The following is a 17,263-nucleotide window of genomic DNA, read 5'->3' as shown; positions in this document are numbered from 1 at the left end:
GGGGCTGACGGGGAGTGCGACGGGCGGGACGGCCGGAGCATGAGCACCCGAAGGGTGCGGAGTGCGACGTTCCGCAGGAACGGAGCTCGACCACCGTCAGGTGGGGAGGGGGCATGCCCCCTCCCCTGTCTCTACCATGTATTCGGACACCTGCAACCCGCACTCGAAGACCTTCCGGACGTCCTGTCCGTCGCACTCCTTCCCGAGGGGCGGGGCAGTGCGTGGCGATAAGCGACGTTCCGGTGGGAACGGAGCAGGAGCACCGAAGATGCGATTTCCAATGGAAATCCGTGCCAGATGTGGCCAAAGGGAACTATCGGGCACGTAGGGTAGGGCCCAATGGAACCCCCTCTCCTGCCGCGATCAAAAGCAAGGTTGCAGCAGGGTCACCCCCCGATAACCCTTTGCAATTCATTTTTGTCCCCAGGGAGCGCTTACTCACCCAGTCCTACGCCCCCATTCCCGCTATCCGTTTTTCGTGCGTATACACCGCCATCTCCGGCGTCCCCGCGGACCCGACGATGCAGAGCCCGGTCTCCTCCGCGATCTCGACGGCAAGTGCGGTCGGGGGTCCGGTGGAGACCAGCACCGGGATGTTCGCCATCAGGCATTTCCGGACCATCTCGGAGGTGACCGGGCCGGTGCCGACGGCAATCGTCTGGGAGAAGTCAAGGTCGTTTTGCAGTCCCCGGCCGATCACCCGGTCGAGGGCGTTGTGCCGGTCGAGGTCTTCTGCACAGGCGACGATGCGGCCTCCCTTGGCAAGAGAGACCGCATCGAGCGGACCGGGCGCTCTGAGAGCGGCGACGGCGGCCTCGATATCCGGGACGGTGACCGCGAGGTCGGAGTCGATCACGGGCAGTTTCTGTGTGTCGATGTAGGAGACGGCCCCCCCGCACCCGGAGAGGATGGTCTTCTTCACGCTGACCCTCTTGAAGATGTTCTTTGTGAGGACGCTGATCCGGTTCTCTTCGATCCTGACCGACTCGATCTCGTCGGCGCTCCGGATGATCTCTTCGGTGTAGAGGTAGCCGGTGATGAAGTCTCGAAATCCGCCGGGGCTCAGGATCACGGTCGTCAGGTGCCGGCCGTTGACGAAGATCGCCACCGGCGTCTCCTCGGCGGCATCACGGACGATCTCTCCACCGCCGATACGGATACAGGCAATTCTCCTGAACATGGTTCCTCACTTCACGTATGCCGCACGCGCCGCCGGGATCACTCCGGCGGTGGGCATGATCCTCTGTAGATCATGCACGGGAGAGGACTAGATGATACCGGTGGCCGTCCCAGGTGCACCTTTCATGCACGCTGCCTGACGAACTCCTCGGGCATCGAGGTGCGCCGTGCGGTCTCCTCGACCGAGAACCCGCTCTCAAGGAACCTCGTTACCACGCTCTCCATGGGTTCGCCGACCTCGATGATGTGCATGTCGGGGTCGTAGAACCTGACGGCCCGCTGCCCCCAGGGCTGCTCTATCAGTCCGTGAACTACGTTCACGGAGTCCATGCCGTTGAGTCTTTCCATGAAGGCGTCCAGGTCGTCCTCTTCGAAGTAGAGTTCGACGTTCTTTCCCGGAACGATATCGCTCTCGGGGACGTCGATGAGGTTCGAGAAGTGCGACCGGAGGTGGATCGCAAAACCACCCTCGAACATCACGTTCTCGCCGTGATCGTGGAGAACCCTTTGGTCCAGCACCTCTTCGTAGAACGCCCTGGAGACCTCTACGTCACGAACGACGATAAGCGGGCATACGAATCTCATATCGATCATCTCATGGGGTAGTGCGGCAGTTCAGCCTTCCGATCTCTGCGTTTCCCGCTTCCCGGAACCCCTTCGTTTAAATGCCCTGAAAAATGGTGTAAAAGGGGTATTGACGGCTGTCCGGGGGCGGGAAGAGATGACAGGGGAATTTCCCCCGCCGCCGGGTATTGCCAGACACACCCTTTTGCGCCCCGGCACGGGCACATTCGGGTTTTTATGGAACTCAAGATGTCGTTGATCACACACCCGGCCGGACGGTCGGGCACAGGCAGGCTCAGGGTGTTACCCCGTCACCGCCTGCCGGCCATCGCACCCTTCGGCCTGTCGCTCGAAAATTGCTGCGCAATTTTCTCGGAACATCGCTTACTTAAACACGTCGAAGATCTGGTCGCTGCCGGTTGCGGAGAGCCGCTGGCGTTCCGCCTGCTCCTCGACGAGCGCGAGCACCGGGAGTTCCATGTCCACACCCGGGGTGTGGCCGAACATCCTCTCCATGTCCGTCTGCAGGGCGTGCATGTAGAGCGAGTTCGCGATCTCCATCGGGCAATTCTCCTCGCACTGGCCGCAGTTGACACAGGAGTCCGCCACGTGAGCGAACCGGATCAGGTGGAACATGAACGGCACGGGGAGCACGCCCGGCGGCACCAGGTAGGGCTTCTTCGTGCTGCACTCTTCGCAGTAGCAGATCGGGCAGTTCTCGATGCAGGCGTAGCACTTGATACACCGGGATGCATCCTCCATCATCTTCTGGAGACGCTCCTTGCCCTCGCCGAGGCCCTCGAAGTAGCGCCCGCGCCACTTGTCGCCGAGCTTCAGCATCGCGTTCTCGACCTTGCCGCGGATCTCGATTCCCTTCGGGTTCGCGGGCTCCGTGGCGATCGCCCCGGCCTTCGCGGCCCTGCTCAGGAGATCCGCACCCTTCTCGGAGCAGACCTCGACGAAGGTGGCTTTGCCGGCCTTGTCGCCGATGACGCCCCAGTTGCCGCAGGCGAGATCCGCCTGGCGCGGGACTTTCATCTTGCAGCGGCGGCAGTTGCTGCGGCGGCCGTAGCCCTCGTCCTCAAGCTCGTCCATCGAGATGCCCTTGTGCTGGCCGTCTTTCGTGACGATGATGAACTGGCCCTTGTCGATCTCTTCCTTGACCACATCGTCGGGGTCGACCCCGAACTTCTCGCGGATCATCTTCCGGGCGGTCACCGGACTGACCGAACCGCCGCAGTTGACGCCGATCATGAGGAGGTTGTCCAGGTTGACCTGGTTGCGCTTCGCGAGCTCATAGAGGCCCATCGCGTCGCAGCCTTTTACCGTCACGGCAAGGCGCATATCCTCGGCCCCGCCCAGGTACTTCTTGACCAGTTTCGAGAGCAGGAGCGTCCCGCAGTGGAGCGAGCCTGCCGTCTCCGAGAGCTCGGCGGGGTCGGTGATGATCGTGGGGACCGCGTCATAGAGGTCCACTCCTTTCTTCACCGCCAGCACGGCGTCGACGATCTTGTTCTCCAGGGCATACTTGAGCAGTCCGGTCACCGCACCGCCGCACTCCGCGACGCTGGCGATATCGGGGCTCGTCGTCCAGGCGTATACCATATCTCCCTTTGCTGCCATTTACTGCACCCCCGTGATCTTCTCGACCTTCACAGCACTGTGCTTCAACTCCGGCATCTTGGAGAGCGGGTCGAGAGCGGTGTTCGTCAGCATGTTCGCGGCCGCATCCCCGAAGTGCATCGTCATCATCAGAACGCCGGGTGCGACCTCATCGGTCACCTTCGCGATGGTCTCGACCTCGCCGCGCCTGCTGGTGAGTTTGATCTTCTCGCCGTTCTGGATCTTCAGACGCGCGGCATCCTCGCTGTTGATCTGGACGTAGCCTGCGGGCACCTCGTGGTGGAGGAGCTCCGCCCGGCCGGTCTGGGTCCGGGTGTGGTAGTGGAAGAGCAGACGTCCGGTCATCAGGGTGAACGGATACTCGGTGTCGGCGACCTCCGCGGGCGGCCGGTGCTCGAGACCGAAGAAGTGACCGAGGCCGTCGGCCGATGCGAACTTCTCGCGGTGCAGGATCGGCGTTCCGGGGTGGTCCTCTGACGGGCAGGGCCAGTGCACGGACTCTGGCTTCTCCATCCTTGCGTAGGAGATGCCGGACATCGACGGGGTGACCCGCCGTACGTCGTTCCAGATATCCTCCGGCGAGTTGAAGTCAAAGCCCTGGAGGCCGAGTTTGTGGGCGAGATCCACGAAGATCTGCCAGTCTTCCTTTGCATCGCCCGGGGGCTCCACGGCTTTCCTTACACGGTTGATGCGCCGCTCGCCGCTGGTGAACGTCCCGTCCTTCTCGGCGAAGGATGCCCGGGCAGGATTACGTCGGCGTATTTCGCCGTCTCGGTCATGAAGATGTCCTGCACGACCAGGAAGTCGAGTTTCTCGAGCGACCGCATGACGTGGTTCGAGTCGGGGTAGGAGACGACCGGGTTCAGCGCGAAGATGTACATCGCTCTTATCGGGTCGCCGCACTGGGTGATCTGCTCCGTCAGCGTCGCGCCGTACTCGCTTTCAAGCCCGGTGACGCCCCAGAGTTCCTCCATGCGCTTGCGGATGGTGTCGTCCTCGCACTTCTGGTAGCCGGAGAAGACGTTCGGGTAGGCACCCATGTCGCAGGCGCCCTGGACGTTGTTCTGGCCGCGAAGCGGGTTGACGCCGGTGCCGGGCCTGCCCACGTTGCCCGTGAGCATCGAGAGGTTCCCGAGCGACCGGACGTTGTCCGTGCCGGTCGTGAGCTCCGTGATGCCGAGGCAGTAGATGATCACCGCGCTCTTGGCGCCGGCGTAAATCCGGGCGATCTCCTTGATCCTCTCGGTGGGGACGCCGGTGATCGACTCAACGTCCGCGTAGTCTTCCACGGTCTTCTTCAGGTCTTCGAATCCCACCGTCCTCTTCTCGATGAACTCCTTGTCATGGAGATCCTGCTGGATGATCCAGTACATGATCGAGTTGATCAGGGCAATGTTCGTCGAAGGGTTGTAGCGGACGTACTCATCGGCCAGGCGCGCCGTGGGCGTGTAGCGCGGGTCGCAGACGATGATCTTCTTGCCAGCCTTCTTTGCCTGGACAAGCCGGCGCCCGGCGAGCGGGTGGGCCTCAATGGGGTTCGACCCGATCAGGAAGATGACATCGGCGTTCAGGACGTCCTCGAAGGGGTTCGTCGCGGCACCGGAGCCGAACGAGAGCGAAAGCCCCGCGACGGAAGGTCCGTGGCAGATCCGCGCGCAGTTGTCGATGTTGTTGGTCTTAAAGGCCACCCGCGCGAGTTTCTGCATGATATAGCACTCTTCGTTCGGGGTCCGGCACGAGACCTGGAAGCCGAGGGATTTCGGCCCGTATTTCTCGTGGGTCTCCTTGAACTTCGAGGCGACGAGATCGAGCGCCTCGTCCCAGGTCGCTTCCTCGAACTCGCCGTTCTTCTTGATAAGGGGCTTTGTCAGCCGGTCGGGGCTCTGCACGAACTCCCAGCAGGTGGCACCCTTGGGGCAGAGTTTTCCCTCGTTCACCGGGGTTCTCTTCAGGGGTTCTACCCCTACGAGTTTGCCGTCGTTCACCACGAGGTTGAGCCCGCACCCTACGCCGCAGTACGGACAGGTCGTCGGAACGTAGCGTAACTTTCCATTGGTTTCTGTCATTCACATTCTCCCGATTGTTGCGTTCAACGTCGGTTGCCAAGCATGTCAGGAAAGGACGGACATGCTTACAATAGGTTTACTCGACCCGGTAGTATATAAATTTAAACTTACTATTTTAACACTAGCAATTAGTTTAGGTTGTATAATTCATCTTTATAATCTCTCATCCTCTGCATGCCGAGTAATCGCCATGATGTCTTTTATTATGCGATTATACGATACCTGGTTGGTAATATGCCGTATCTGCCAGGTTTGGGTAAATTAAATTCAATTTACTTATCCAAAATATTTACAACTAACCTTGATCAAATACTCTTCCGTGCAACCGAGACTGAATCACACCTGGGATGATATCGAGGCCCGGCTCAAGTCCAGAGGCTCTGCTCCGGCATTAATCGACTACTTCCGGAGATGTATCGACTTTCACACCTTCGCGGCCCCCGGGCTCCTGGTCGGGGTCTTTATGGTGGATTATGCACTGGAACTCCTGGCCCCTACCGAAGGCGAGAAGATCTACGCCGTCTGCGAGACCACGAAGTGCCTGCCCGACCCCCTGCAGGTGATCGCCCACTGCACGACCGGCAACCACCGCCTCCGGGTGATCCCGATCGGGAAGTTCGCCGTCACCATGAACGGGCCGGCCGAAGCCCCGTACGTGAACGGGATCCGGGTCTTCGTCGACGGCGAGAAGATCAGACGGTATCCGACGTTCGCCCTGTGGTACACCAAAGACCCGCTCTTCGACCCGAGAACCCGGGGCATCGCGCTGATCGACGAGATCATCGATGCAGGGCGCGATATGCTCTCGTACGAGAGGGTGCGGGTAAAGGTGCCCCAGAAATGGCCCTGGAGGTCTGCAATCTGTTCCATCTGCGGCGAGATGGTTCCCGACAACATGCTCGTCAGCGGGGCCTGCGCAGACTGCCGGTCCCAGTCCTACTACGAGAAGACGGCGTACTGAAGATGTCTCCCTCTCCCCCCTCCGGGGGAGAGCGTATATCCCGTCAACACAGAAGGCACCGCATGGAACTCTTCCCTATCGGGCTCGTGCACTCAAGCATCCGCTCCCGCAGCGATATGCCGGTCCAGGGCATCGACGCCGAGATCGAGGTCTTTCCGGACTACGCCGGGGCGCTCCTCGGCATCGAGGAGAACTCGCACCTGATCCTCGCCTGCTGGCTCCATGAGGCTGACCGGGGAGTCCTGAAGGCGGTGGCCCGGAAGGTCTCGGGCGACCTCCCGGAGAAGGGCGTCTTCTCCCTCCGCTCTCCGGCAAGGCCGAACCCCCTCTCCGTCTCGGTGGTGCGGCTGCGCGGCGTGCGGGACGGGCGGTTTCTCACGCTCGCGAACGTGGACCTGATCGACGGGACGCCGGTGATCGACCTCAAGCCCTACCAGACGGGATGGGACTGCGTCTTCTCCGCGACCGGCCACGACCGGACGGAAAAGATCCGGAAGATGAGCCCCGGCGAATACCGGGCGAGCCTCATCCGCGAGGCCGTGAACTATCACGGGGAATTCTGTCCGGGCGTGGCGGTCGCGGTGCGGATCGCGGAGGCGGCGACGCGTATCCTCGAGCGCGACCTCTCGGTGCCGCAGGTCTCGGTCACGCTCGGCGCCGACCCCTGCATCGCCGACGCGCTCATCGGGATCACCGGCGCGCGCCCGGGAAACCGCCGGCTGGAGTGTCAGGGAGGGACCCGCTACGCCGTTGCCGGCCCGCGGGAGGAGGCGGTCTTCTGTCTCCGGATCGTCCCGGAGAGCGTTGATACGATCCTTGCGGCCGGCGAGACGTCGCTCTTCGACTGCAAGGTCCGCTCTCCGGCGCAATCGATGGAGAAATGATTACCCCTGGAGTCAAGAGCATGCCACGCCGGTACCTGAACCTTACGCCGCTCGCAGAAGCGCTCGCGGTTATGCGGCAGGCGTTTCCCCCCGGGGACCATGTCGAGACCGTGCCGTTGCATCTCGCAGTCGGCAGGGTGACGGCCGAGCCCCTGTATGCAGAGTGTTCTATTCCCGGTGCCGATATTGCGAAGTTCGACGGCTACGCAGTGAAGAGCGGGGATACACTCGGGGCGCAAGACCAGCGGCCGCTGCCTCTTCTTGAGTGTGCCCGCGTCAATACCGGCGAGGTGCTCCCGCAGTCATTTGACGCCGTCGTCATGATCGAGGATACCTGGGACGACGGCGGCATACCCCTGATCCGGAAGTCCGTCGCGTACGGGCAGCACGTCCGACGTGCCGGAGAGGATATCCGTGCCGGCGAGCTCGTCCTCCCGAAAGGCCACCGTGTCCGGCCGTTCGATATCGGCGCGCTCGCGACTTACGGGATAGCCCGGGTGCGCGTGCGGTCGGTCCGGGTCGGCATCGTCCCGACGGGGAGCGACCTCGTCCCGCTCGGTGTAGCGCCCGCGCCCGGCCAGACGATCGAGACGAACACTCTCATGGCGGAGGCTTATCTCACCCGGACGGGGGCGACCTGCCGCCGTTACGGGATCGTCCCCGACGACCCGGACCTGATCCGGGAGGCGGTGCAGAAGGCGGTCGGCGAGAACGATCTCGTCATCCTCTCGGCAGGTTCGTCGGCCGGCACCCGTGACTTCTCCCGGGATGTCGTCGGCGCGCTCGGGGAGATCGTCTTCCACGGCATCGCGGTCAGGCCGGGAAAACCGGTGCTGCTCGCGAACGTCGACGGCAAGCCGGTTCTCGGGATGCCGGGGTATCCCGTCGCCGCACAGACGGTCCTTCGCGAGGTTGCCGGGAACCTGCTCGCGTGGTGGGGGCTCTCGCCGCTCCCGGGCGGGGAGCTGGACGTCCGGTTATCAAGGAGACTGGCGTCCGATCTCGGGTTCGACGAGTTCGTCCCGGTCTCGGTCGGGCAGGTGTCCGGCACCTGCTGGGCGACACCGCATCCCCGGGGCGGCGGTATCCAGATGGCGGTAGTCCGGGCGAACGGCTACCTCCACATCCCCGCCGCTCGTGAGGGGATCGAGGCGGGTGAGGAGGTGCGCGTCCGGCTCACCGTCCCGCCGGCCTCTATCGCCCGCACGCTTATCTGTGTCGGCCGGCGCGATCCTGCTCTCGGCGAACTCGGAAATTGCCTCTCGGAGACCGGCTACCTGCTCCACTGCTGCAACGCCTCGACGATGGAGGCGGTGCTGGCCCTGCGGGCGAACACCTGCCACGCGGCAACGGTTGCTCTCCCGGAGACTGAAACGGCCTGGAACGACCAGGTGCTCCGGTACCTGCCGGATGTGGACCTCCTGCGGGTGCAGATTGCCCGGACGGAACTCGGGGTTGCCTCGGCCGGCGACCTCGACACCGAGAGCCTTGCGTCGTTGCGGTTCGTCAACCGCCCGAAAGATACGGCGGCGCGGATCCTCCTCGATGCATGGCTGGACCGGCAGGGCATCGATGCCGATCACCCCACCGGATGTGCGGACGCGAGGGTCTGCCCGGCCCGTGAGGCGCGGGAGGCGGGGCTCCGGTTCACCCCGCTCGGCTACGAGTCGTGCGATCTGGTGGTCCGGGAGGAGCTTGCTGCGGACGACGGGGTCGCAGCCCTTATCCGGATCGTCCGGTCGCCTGAGTTCCGCGCGAATCCCGATCCGGCAGAGAGGGGACGAAACCCCACGTGACGCGCGCGGCACGCATACGCGAAAAGAACATCTTCCTTTCAGCGAGAGTACTCCTCATGCGCGTCAGCGAGCAGACACAGAACCAGATCCTGGCGGTGCTCCGGCGGATGGCGGAGGCTACGGCAAGGAAGGATGTCGGCGGCATAATGGCGCTCGCCGACCCCGATTTCCGGGGTTTCGGGACCGGCGCCGACGAGAAGGCGATCGGGAGGGAGGCTTACCGCCGGCAGCTTGAGCGCGACTTTTCGCAGGCGGAGACGATCTCGCTTGAGTTCTCCGACATCCGTATCGGTGCCGAGGGAACGGTCGCGTGGGTCATGGCCGGTACGGCTTACCACATCGTCGCCGACGGGGTATCGCAGACCCTGAACGGGCGGCTGACAGCGGTGCTCCGGGGGACGGGCCATGCATGGGTCTTTGCCCAGATGCACTACTCGCTCCCGGCAGAGGGCCAGGAGGCCGGGCGGTTGTATCCGGCGTGACTCTTTTTCGGGTCTATAGAATGCCTCCCGTCAAAGGTCAACATCCTCCTCATCGTAGCAAAAATATCCGGGGCTAATCTGAGGATGTTATCCAGAGCCGTTCGCTATGGTTTATACGAATAGCAAATTCTGGAGAATGTTTTTCAATCGAAGTCACTTCTTCGCGCCTTTCGCGGCTTCGCGCGAGGCTGTATCGCTACTCCTGCATGGGTTCTCACGCGAAGACGCGAAGATCGCGAAGGGATGGGCTGTTACCGCAGATTTCGAAGCGGAGAAATGTCCCGGTAACCCCACATCAACCCTCTGCCTCATAAAAGAGAATCGCCCTGCCGTTGCCGTCGATGACCGCGAGCGTATCCCCGACGATCCGGTAGCCCGCCGCCGACCGGAGGAGGTCCAGGTAAGCGCGCTCCTGCTCCATGATGCCGGCGGGCTCGGTGCAGGAGGCCTTCGTCGCGATGATCCGTTCCACGCCAATGCCCGTCTCGTTGACCCGGTACGGGGCCGAGTAGGCGTTGCACCCGGCGGACCCCGAGAGCGTGCCGTCGTCGTCGAAGACCAGGGTGATGCTGGTGCCGGGCACCGGCGACGCGACGGTGCTGCCGCCGCCGGTGGTGTAGTGGGTCAGCCGCCATTCGGTCGAAAGCAGCGGCACGGTCCCGGGCTGGTCCGACCGCTCAAAGACGAGCAGGTCCTTACCCGACGGCCCGGAGAGCACCAGCCGGTCGTCCTCGACCTTGTAAGAGGCAGCCGCAACGAGGAGTTCCCGGTACCTGCTCTCCTGCTGCACGAGGCCCTGCTCTGCCGCAGGGTGGGCCTCCGTGCCTTCTATCGGCTCCACCTTGATTGTGGAGCCGTTGATCCGGTAGGGGGCGGAGTAGAGGTTGCACCCGGCGAACCCCGAGAGCGTGCCGCTCTCGCCGAAGACGATGAGCGGCTCCACCCCGGGCAGGGGCGCGGCGATGGAACCGTTATCGGCACGGAACGCGATCAGATCCCATGCGCTCCCCGCAAGCGGTTCGGCGACCTTATTGGCGTCGTCGGGAGGCGTATCCGCCCCCCCGGAGTAGCCGACCGAGAAGAGGCATGCCGCCACGATGATCAGGAATGCGGCCTTCGCGAGTGTGTGGTGTCCGTCTCTCCCCATCTCTATCAAGGATAGAATAGGGGGTGGAAGAAGAAAAAGCAACCCATTTCCACCGAAATTCTCTCGATCGCCCTCTCCCTGATGGCTGGATGCAAGCGGCGTCGATCCGGCTCTGTCGCCCCGAGCCTTCGCTGGCGGGAGATATTGGGCCCTGGGTGCGGTAAAAATGGAAAACCGGGCGGTGGCCGGCCTCTCCGGCCGCCTGAAATGGGGAACAGATCAGGCCCGGTTCGCGCTGTAAGAGAGCAGGGTCTTTCCGGCCTTATCGAGGAGGTCGAGCCGGTCGCCGTCGATGCGGTAGCCTGCAACCGACGTTAACAGGTTGAGGTACCTGTTCTCCTGCTCCATGATGCCCGGCGGGTCGATGCAGTACATCTCGGTCCTTACGGCCGGCTCGATGGTGAGGCTCGCGCCGTCCGCGGTGTAGTCTGCGCTGTAGTGGTTGCACCCGGCCGACCCGCCGACGTTGCCGTCGATGCCGAAGGCCGCCGTGACTGTCGTGCCGTCAAGGACCGATATCAGAGCGCCGTCCTCCCCGGCGAGGCTCGCGAGCGTCCATGATGTCCCGGCGAGCGCTGCAGGTTCGGCCCCCTTCACGAAGACGAGCAGGTCGGTGCCCTCCGCGTCGGTGATGATGAGCCGGCCATCCTCGATCCGGCAGCCCTCCGCCGAGCCGAGGAGATCGATGAACCTTGCCTCCTGCTTCATGATACCTTCGGGCTCCGTGCAGAGTTTCAGCGTCTGAGCAATCGATGATACCGAAAGGGACGTGTCGTCGAGCCGGTAGTCGCCGCCGTAGCCGTTGCACCCGGCGGAGCCGGTGACTTTGCCGTCGTCGCCGAACCGGGCGGTGACCTCCGTTCCCGGCAGGACCGGGACGAGGGAGCCGTTCTCGGCGAGGTACGAGTCGAGCGTCCAGGAGGTCCCGGTGAGCCCGGTGACCGCACCGGGCGTCGACGTGCCTCCTGTGCACCCTGCGGCGATGACGCACGCCACGACGATGACGAGCAGCGACGCTGCCGTGAGGATATAGTTTCTGTTCCTCCTTCTGTTCGATGCCATACGAGTGCATATGGGCGGGATTGAATGATAAAAGAATGGTAGGCTACGAAAAAAATCGAACTTATGTGTGGCCGGTTTGCCAAAACTGGCGATTATATGGATTACCCGGGTCAGGTTGTCCTATATCGCCGGACGGCGAGGGGCGGACTGTTCCTCCGGCGTTGCGGCATTCCGGCATCTCTCGCCGGGCACCTTCCTGCGTATGCAAGGGCTTTATCCGGCGAGGCGTTCAATACCGGGCACGGGAGAAGAGTGCGATGGCAACGTTGATCCTGTTACGGCACGGCGAGAGCACCTGGAACAGGGAGAACCGGTTCACGGGCTGGACTGATGTCGACCTCTCGCCGCAGGGTATGGTAGAGGCACACCATGCGGCGGAACTTCTCAGGGATGGCGGGTATACGTTCGGCGTCGCCTATACCTCCGTCCTGAAGCGGGCGATCCGGACGCTCTGGATCGTGATGGACGACCTCGATCTCATGTACATACCAGTGCACCGGTCGTGGCGGCTGAACGAGAAGAGTTACGGCGCCCTGCAGGGCCTGAACAAGCGGGAGACCGCCGAAAAATACGGTGCGGATCAGGTGCACCTCTGGCGCCGGGCATACGGCGTGCAGCCCCCGCCGCTCGCGTGGGACGACCCGAGACACCCGCGGTTCGACCCCCGCTACGCGGATCTCGACCCGGAGACCCTCCCTGCGACCGAGGCCCTGCACGACACGCTCAAACGGGTGCTCCCCTACTGGGAGAGCCATATCGCCGAAGATCTCCGGCGAGGCAAACCCGTCCTGGTCTCCGCCCACGGCAACAGCCTCCGGGCCCTGGTCAAGCACCTGGACGGGGTCCCGGACGACGAGATCGCGGGCCTCAACATCCCCACCGGCTACCCGCTCGTCTACGAACTGGACGGGGACCTGAAGGCGGTCAGGCACTACTACCTCGGCGACCCGGAGGAGATCGCGGCGGCCGCCCGGGGCGTGGCCCGGCAGGCGGGTGCGGGGTAACCGGGGCTATCCCCCCGGTCTTTCGTCGATAACTCTTCTCATCTCTCTCCCTGTAACACAATCGTAACGCTGTTCCTGCTGTTGTTACAGGTTTGTAACAACTTTTGCCCGTCTGTAACAAATCTGTAACAATTAAATTCCTGCCCGGAAAACATCACCCTATGTCCAGGGTCGTCCGGGTTGACGAGGAGGCGCTGGAGGTCGCCCTGCGGTACGGGAAGAACCTCTCCCTCGGGATCATGAAGATGGAAGAGATGCTCAAAAAACAGGAGAAGGCGAAGCGCGACTACACCGCCATCGAGGAGATGGTCCGCCGGGCGGTCAGGGAAGAACTCGAGATGCTGACGGCCAGGTACTGAGCGGGGTGGTGGTCCCCTCAGAGGCAGGGGTGTTGGGATATCCCGACTCTGTGAGATTCGGGATCTGTTGATGGCTTTGTGGGCAACCACCACCAGACACGGATTCCCCCTGAGTATCGCCACGGGGGGTGGGGACAAAGGGGAGTGTGAGCGCAGCGAGCATGAGAAACCCGAAGGGTTTCGAGGGGGGAGACCCCCCTCCCCTGCAACCCCTCCCCCAGGTGCGATATGCGACTGGCCGAAGGGCAGGAGCACGAGCACCGAAGGTGCGTAGTCCTATGGAAATCCGTGCTCTGGAGCGATTCTAGACAAGGTCATCTAGAAGATCGTCCAGCGTTAAGATTCCAAGACCATCATCTCACCCCCGCCCGGTGAGCTCCGTGAGTTCGCGGAGCCACTCGAACGGCGCACCGGCGAGCTCCTCCGGCGTCATGCGCCACACCCAGTTCCCCGTGGTTGTCGAGGGGTAGTTCATCCGTGCCGCGGCGCCGAGGCCGAGAAGGTCCTGCATGGGGACGATGCACGCCCGGGCGACCGAGGTCATCGCCAGGCGGACGAGTTCCCGGTGAACCTCGTCCGCCGCCACCTCCCGCCCGGCGTAGGCGAAGAACCGCTGCTTATCCTCCTCCGACGCCTCCTCCTCAAACCACCCTCTCGCCGTGTTGTTGTCGTGCGTCCCGGTGTAGCAGATGAGGTTATGGACGTAGTTGTGCGGGATGTGCGGGGTCTTCTCGATTCCCTCGCCGAACGCGAAGAGCAGGATCTTCATCCCCGGGAAGGAGAACCGGTCGAGGAGGGCCTGGACGGCGGGGGTGTTTGCCCCCAGATCCTCGGCGACGATGGCGAAGCAGGGGAACCGCCGGGAGAGCGCCTCGAAGAACTCCGCTCCCGGCCCGTCGACCCATGTGCCGTGCTCGGCAGTCGCATCCCCCGCGGGGACTTCGTAGTAGTCGGCGAACGCCCGGAAGTGGTCGATCCGGAAGAGGTCGTAGAGTTCGCCGGACCGGGCGATCCGGCTCATCCACCAGCCGTATCCCCGTTCCCGGAGCGCGCCCCAGTCGTAGACCGGGTTCCCCCAGAGCTGCCCGGTCCTGCTGAACATATCGGGCGGGACCCCCGCCACCACGGTCGGGCGGAGGTCTTCGTCCAGTTTGAAGATCCCGGGGTTCGCCCAGACGTCGACGCTGTCGTACGCGACGTAGATCGGGATGTCGCCGATGACCTGGATGCCCCGTTCGATGCAGTAGCGGCGGAGGGCCGACCACTGCCGGGCGGCGAGGTACTGGAGGAACGTCTCTTTTCGTATCCGGTCGTCGAGCAGTTCGCGCATCTCTTTGAGAGCCTCCGGCTGCCGGGTCTGTACCTCCTCCGGCCACCTGTTCCACGCCTGCCCGCGGAAACGGTCTTTGAGCGCGACGAAGAGCGCATGGTCGTCGAGCCACCACCCGTTCACGTCGCAGAACGTTTCAAACCCACGATCCGGCCCGGAGTGGCGGAACCGTTCGTAAGCAACCGAGAACAACCGTTCCCGGTACCAGGCAGCCGCCTCGTACGCCACCCGCTCCTCCGGGAAGTCGGGCGCCGGCTCCAGGTCGCTCTTCCTCAGGAACCCCTCCCGGACGAGCATCTCCGGGCTGATGAGGAGGGTGCTTATGGCGAATGCCGACGGGCTGCTGTAGGGTGAGTGGGCGTACTCGGTCTCTGTCGGGTTGAGCGGCAGGATCTGCCAGTAGTGCTGCCGGGCCCGCTCAAGCGCATCGGCGAACCGGTAAGCCGCCGGGCCGAAGTCGCCGATGCCGTACGGCGACGGCAGGGACGTGACATGCAGGAGTATGCCGCTTCCCCGTGTCTGGATCATGTATAACCTCCCCGGATGCGAGAGCGCTACGGCACCGGCGCCCTCCCCGCCGCCGCCAGCCCCGCGAGGTAGGCCTCGCGCCGGGCGACATATATCTTTGCCTGATCGCCGAAGGGCACGTACTCCGCGACGGCCCGCCCTTCCTTCGCGAGCCGGAGTTTCGTCTCGTCCGCGAGCCCCATCAGGAACCCGAACTCGACCGTCCCGCCCGCACGCTCCACCAACCACGCGACGAGATCCGGGTCGTGGGTGCCGGCCGAGAACGGCACGCCCCGGTCGAGGAGTTCTGCTGCAAGTGTGCGAAAGCGCTCCCGGACCTCGCCGGGGTCATCCGTATCCGCCCTGTATGCTCCCTTCACCAGGCGGGGCCGGATCCCGTGGCGGACGATGCGTTCGAGGTCGCCCGCGGTGCGGTCGAGGGAGGTCTGGAGGGCGAGCGTCACCGGCAACCCCTGCCTTGCGCAGGCGACGGCGGCATCGACCGTCGTCCCCACGAGTCCCCGCCCCTCCATATCTACCTCGAACCCGATGCCGCGTGCATGCGCCCCGCTGCAGAGCCGAATCAGCGATTCCCTGGCGGCATCGCGATCGAGGAGCACACCAAGCGCAGTCATCTTCACGGTGAGGGATGCGTCCAGGCCCTGCTCCTTGATCGCGGCTATGGCGGCAGAAGAGTGCTCCAGGTTCTCCCGGACCTGCTGCTCGCTCCGGGCGTACTCGCCGAGAGCGGCGAGGATGCACCGGATGCCCCGGGCGTTCTGCGCCCGGCACCGCCGGACCGCCGCATCGAGATCGGGCAGCGTCCAGTGTTCAACCCTGCCGGAGGTCGAGGGCGCTATCATCCTCACCGTGCCGGTACCGGCGCTTCCTCCCTGATGGTGAAGAGGTCGCGGAGAGTGTCCCTGATGCAGGCCTCGAAGATGTCCCGCACGTGGGTGTGGGCGATCTCCAGCCAGTCGGCCACCCCGTCGATCGGGATGCTCTTCTCCTCCGACAGGAAGTAGTCGATGTTTAAGAGGAACGCGTTGTGCCCCGTCGACTCCGGCACGGCGTCGGTAAGTTCCACCCGGCAGTTGTCGCGGTTGTCGTGGAACGAGAACTCGCACCCGGTGATGAACCCCGCCGGCACCCGCGGGAGTTCCGGCGGGAGGACGGGGTAGAAGGCGAAGTAGTCCGAGAGCGTCACCTCGCTTTCCGGGATATCGATGAGGTTGACGTAGCGCAGGTTCATGGTGCCGATGGCATCAGCGCTGATGACCTCCCGGAACCGTTCGAACGCACCGTGGATCCGTTCCGAGAAGGCCTCCCAGTGGACGTACGGCTTCTGGCAACTGACCGAGAGCAGCCGGGGCCCGACCTGGACGGCGCAGCCCTCGTCCTCGGAAAGAAAGATCGACCGTTCGCCGACCAGGAGTTCCTCGCGGAGCCCCTCCGGGCCGAGGAGCATGACCACCTCGCGCACGTAGCGCTGGTCTCTCTTCGGGTAGGCGTCCTTCAGGTGACTATAGAGTATGCCCGGATAGGTCATATCCCAGGGGATATCCTCGGGAAACCGGAACTCGCATATCACTTCGGCGGCGGGGGGGTTGACATACTTTCGTATCTCTGCCATCTTCTTCTCCCTCAGGGGTGTTGGATGGAAGGAGACTACTTTAAGGTGACTGCTCGGCGACGTCCGGCCGGAACCCGCACGATGCTTTATCTGCCGGGGCCGCTATTCCGGTGCGATGAGCGAGACGTTCCGCCAGACGGTCCACCTGCTCATGGGGCTCCTCGGCGCCGCGATCATTCTCCGCCTGGACGACCGGTGGGCATTCGTCTTCGTGAGCGCCGCACTCGTCGTCCTGTTCCTCCTCTGCGACGCCTTCACCCGCGGCTACGACGTCCCGGTCCTCTCCCGGGTGATGGACGAGTCGGAACGCACCGGGAAGGTGCCGCTCAAGGGCGGTATCGCCTACGCCCCCGGCGCGCTCTTCTGCCTCGCGGTCTTCGGCCGCGAGTATACCGCGGTCGGCCTCGTCACGGTCGGGGTGCTCGACAGCATTTCGACCCTCGTCGGGCTGCGGTTCGGGAGGCACACGCTCCGGGGCAAAAAGTCGCTCGAGGGGACGCTTGCCGGGGCGGCGGCGTCCGCGCTCGCGCTCTCCTTCCTGGTCCCCTGGTGGGCGGCCATGTTCGTCGCGGCCGTTGCGGGCATCATCGAGGCCTGCTTCCCGCTCGACGACAACGTGGCGATTCAGGTGGGGGTGTGTACGACGCTGGTGGGGGTGGGGGTCGG

The 17,263-nt window shown here is 63.8% G+C and carries 15 protein-coding genes and 1 pseudogene; 7 read left to right on the top strand and 9 right to left on the bottom strand.

Annotated elements, in window-relative coordinates; all coding sequences use genetic code 11:
- Positions 1-448: 448 nt before the first annotated feature.
- The 4 genes and pseudogenes from BRA62_RS01990 to fdhF form a co-directional block, all read right to left on the bottom strand.
- Entirely contained in the window at positions 449-1,180 is a 732-nt protein-coding gene (locus tag BRA62_RS01990) for a formate dehydrogenase accessory sulfurtransferase FdhD (protein WP_292364434.1), read from the bottom strand.
- 122 nt (positions 1,181-1,302) lie between these two features.
- Complete coding sequence (locus BRA62_RS01985) at positions 1,303-1,764, bottom strand: glyoxalase/bleomycin resistance/dioxygenase family protein (protein ID WP_292364433.1); 462 nt, start codon at positions 1,762-1,764, stop codon at positions 1,303-1,305.
- Positions 1,765-2,127: 363 nt separating this feature from the next.
- The gene (locus tag BRA62_RS01980) at positions 2,128-3,366 is read right to left on the bottom strand and encodes a Coenzyme F420 hydrogenase/dehydrogenase, beta subunit C-terminal domain (protein WP_292364432.1); all 1,239 of its coding nucleotides are present in this window, start codon (positions 3,364-3,366) and stop codon (positions 2,128-2,130) included.
- Positions 3,367-5,432: pseudogene (fdhF, locus tag BRA62_RS01975) on the bottom strand (formate dehydrogenase subunit alpha).
- 319 nt (positions 5,433-5,751) lie between these two features.
- Here fdhF and BRA62_RS01970 point away from each other — a divergent pair.
- The 4 genes from BRA62_RS01970 (at position 5,752) to BRA62_RS01955 (ending at position 9,555) form a co-directional block, all read left to right on the top strand.
- Complete coding sequence (locus tag BRA62_RS01970) at positions 5,752-6,393, top strand: FmdE family protein (RefSeq protein WP_292364431.1); 642 nt, start codon at positions 5,752-5,754, stop codon at positions 6,391-6,393.
- 62 nt (positions 6,394-6,455) lie between these two features.
- A complete protein-coding gene (gene tsaA, locus BRA62_RS01965; RefSeq protein ID WP_292364430.1) occupies positions 6,456-7,277 on the top strand; it encodes a tRNA (N6-threonylcarbamoyladenosine(37)-N6)-methyltransferase TrmO in 822 nt (273 codons plus the stop codon).
- Complete coding sequence (locus BRA62_RS01960) at positions 7,274-9,073, top strand: molybdopterin-binding protein (RefSeq protein WP_292364429.1); 1,800 nt, start codon at positions 7,274-7,276, stop codon at positions 9,071-9,073. Before tsaA ends, BRA62_RS01960 begins: the two co-directional genes overlap by 4 nt.
- A gap of 56 nt (positions 9,074-9,129) precedes the next feature.
- Complete coding sequence (locus BRA62_RS01955; RefSeq protein ID WP_292364427.1) at positions 9,130-9,555, top strand: nuclear transport factor 2 family protein; 426 nt, start codon at positions 9,130-9,132, stop codon at positions 9,553-9,555.
- Positions 9,556-9,850: 295 nt separating this feature from the next.
- On the opposite strand, the gene BRA62_RS01950 is transcribed toward BRA62_RS01955, so the two are convergent.
- Together BRA62_RS01950 and BRA62_RS01945 are read right to left on the bottom strand one after the other, a co-directional pair.
- The gene (locus BRA62_RS01950) at positions 9,851-10,702 is read right to left on the bottom strand and encodes an META domain-containing protein (protein WP_292364426.1); all 852 of its coding nucleotides are present in this window, start codon (positions 10,700-10,702) and stop codon (positions 9,851-9,853) included.
- A gap of 219 nt (positions 10,703-10,921) precedes the next feature.
- On the bottom strand, positions 10,922-11,764 hold the full coding sequence (locus BRA62_RS01945; protein ID WP_292364425.1) for an META domain-containing protein: 843 nt from the start codon (positions 11,762-11,764) through the stop codon (positions 10,922-10,924).
- A 257-nt stretch (positions 11,765-12,021) separates the two neighbouring features.
- Here BRA62_RS01945 and gpmA point away from each other — a divergent pair, with 257 nt between their 5' ends.
- Positions 12,022-12,768 (top strand): 2,3-diphosphoglycerate-dependent phosphoglycerate mutase, encoded by a 747-nt coding sequence (gene gpmA / locus BRA62_RS01940; RefSeq protein WP_292364424.1) that lies wholly within the window; start codon positions 12,022-12,024, stop codon positions 12,766-12,768.
- Between the two features lie 161 nt (positions 12,769-12,929).
- A complete protein-coding gene (locus BRA62_RS01935; RefSeq protein ID WP_292364423.1) occupies positions 12,930-13,127 on the top strand; it encodes a hypothetical protein in 198 nt (65 codons plus the stop codon).
- Positions 13,128-13,485: 358 nt separating this feature from the next.
- Here the strand turns inward: BRA62_RS01935 and malQ are convergent, their stop codons facing one another.
- Genes malQ through BRA62_RS01920 form a run of 3 tightly spaced genes read right to left on the bottom strand, consistent with a single transcriptional unit; the run spans position 13,486 to position 16,597 of the window.
- Positions 13,486-14,985, bottom strand: a complete 1,500-nt coding sequence (malQ, locus tag BRA62_RS01930) for a 4-alpha-glucanotransferase (protein ID WP_292364422.1) — start codon at positions 14,983-14,985, stop codon at positions 13,486-13,488.
- Between the two features lie 26 nt (positions 14,986-15,011).
- Positions 15,012-15,827, bottom strand: coding sequence for a proline dehydrogenase family protein (locus BRA62_RS01925; protein ID WP_292364420.1), 816 nt, complete (start codon positions 15,825-15,827; stop codon positions 15,012-15,014).
- Between the two features lie 2 nt (positions 15,828-15,829).
- Entirely contained in the window at positions 15,830-16,597 is a 768-nt protein-coding gene (locus tag BRA62_RS01920; RefSeq protein ID WP_292364418.1) for a TIGR04255 family protein, read from the bottom strand.
- Positions 16,598-16,712: 115 nt separating this feature from the next.
- Here BRA62_RS01920 and BRA62_RS01915 point away from each other — a divergent pair.
- On the top strand, positions 16,713-17,263 hold a 551-nt coding region (locus BRA62_RS01915; RefSeq protein WP_292364416.1), incomplete at its 3' end, for a diacylglycerol/polyprenol kinase family protein.

Origin of the sequence: Methanoculleus sp. UBA208, from assembly GCF_002498065.1 — an archaeon.
Lineage (GTDB): Archaea > Halobacteriota > Methanomicrobia > Methanomicrobiales > Methanoculleaceae > Methanoculleus.
The sequence above is the reverse complement of the archived record's forward strand: the minus strand, read 5'-3'. Positions and strand labels throughout refer to the sequence as shown.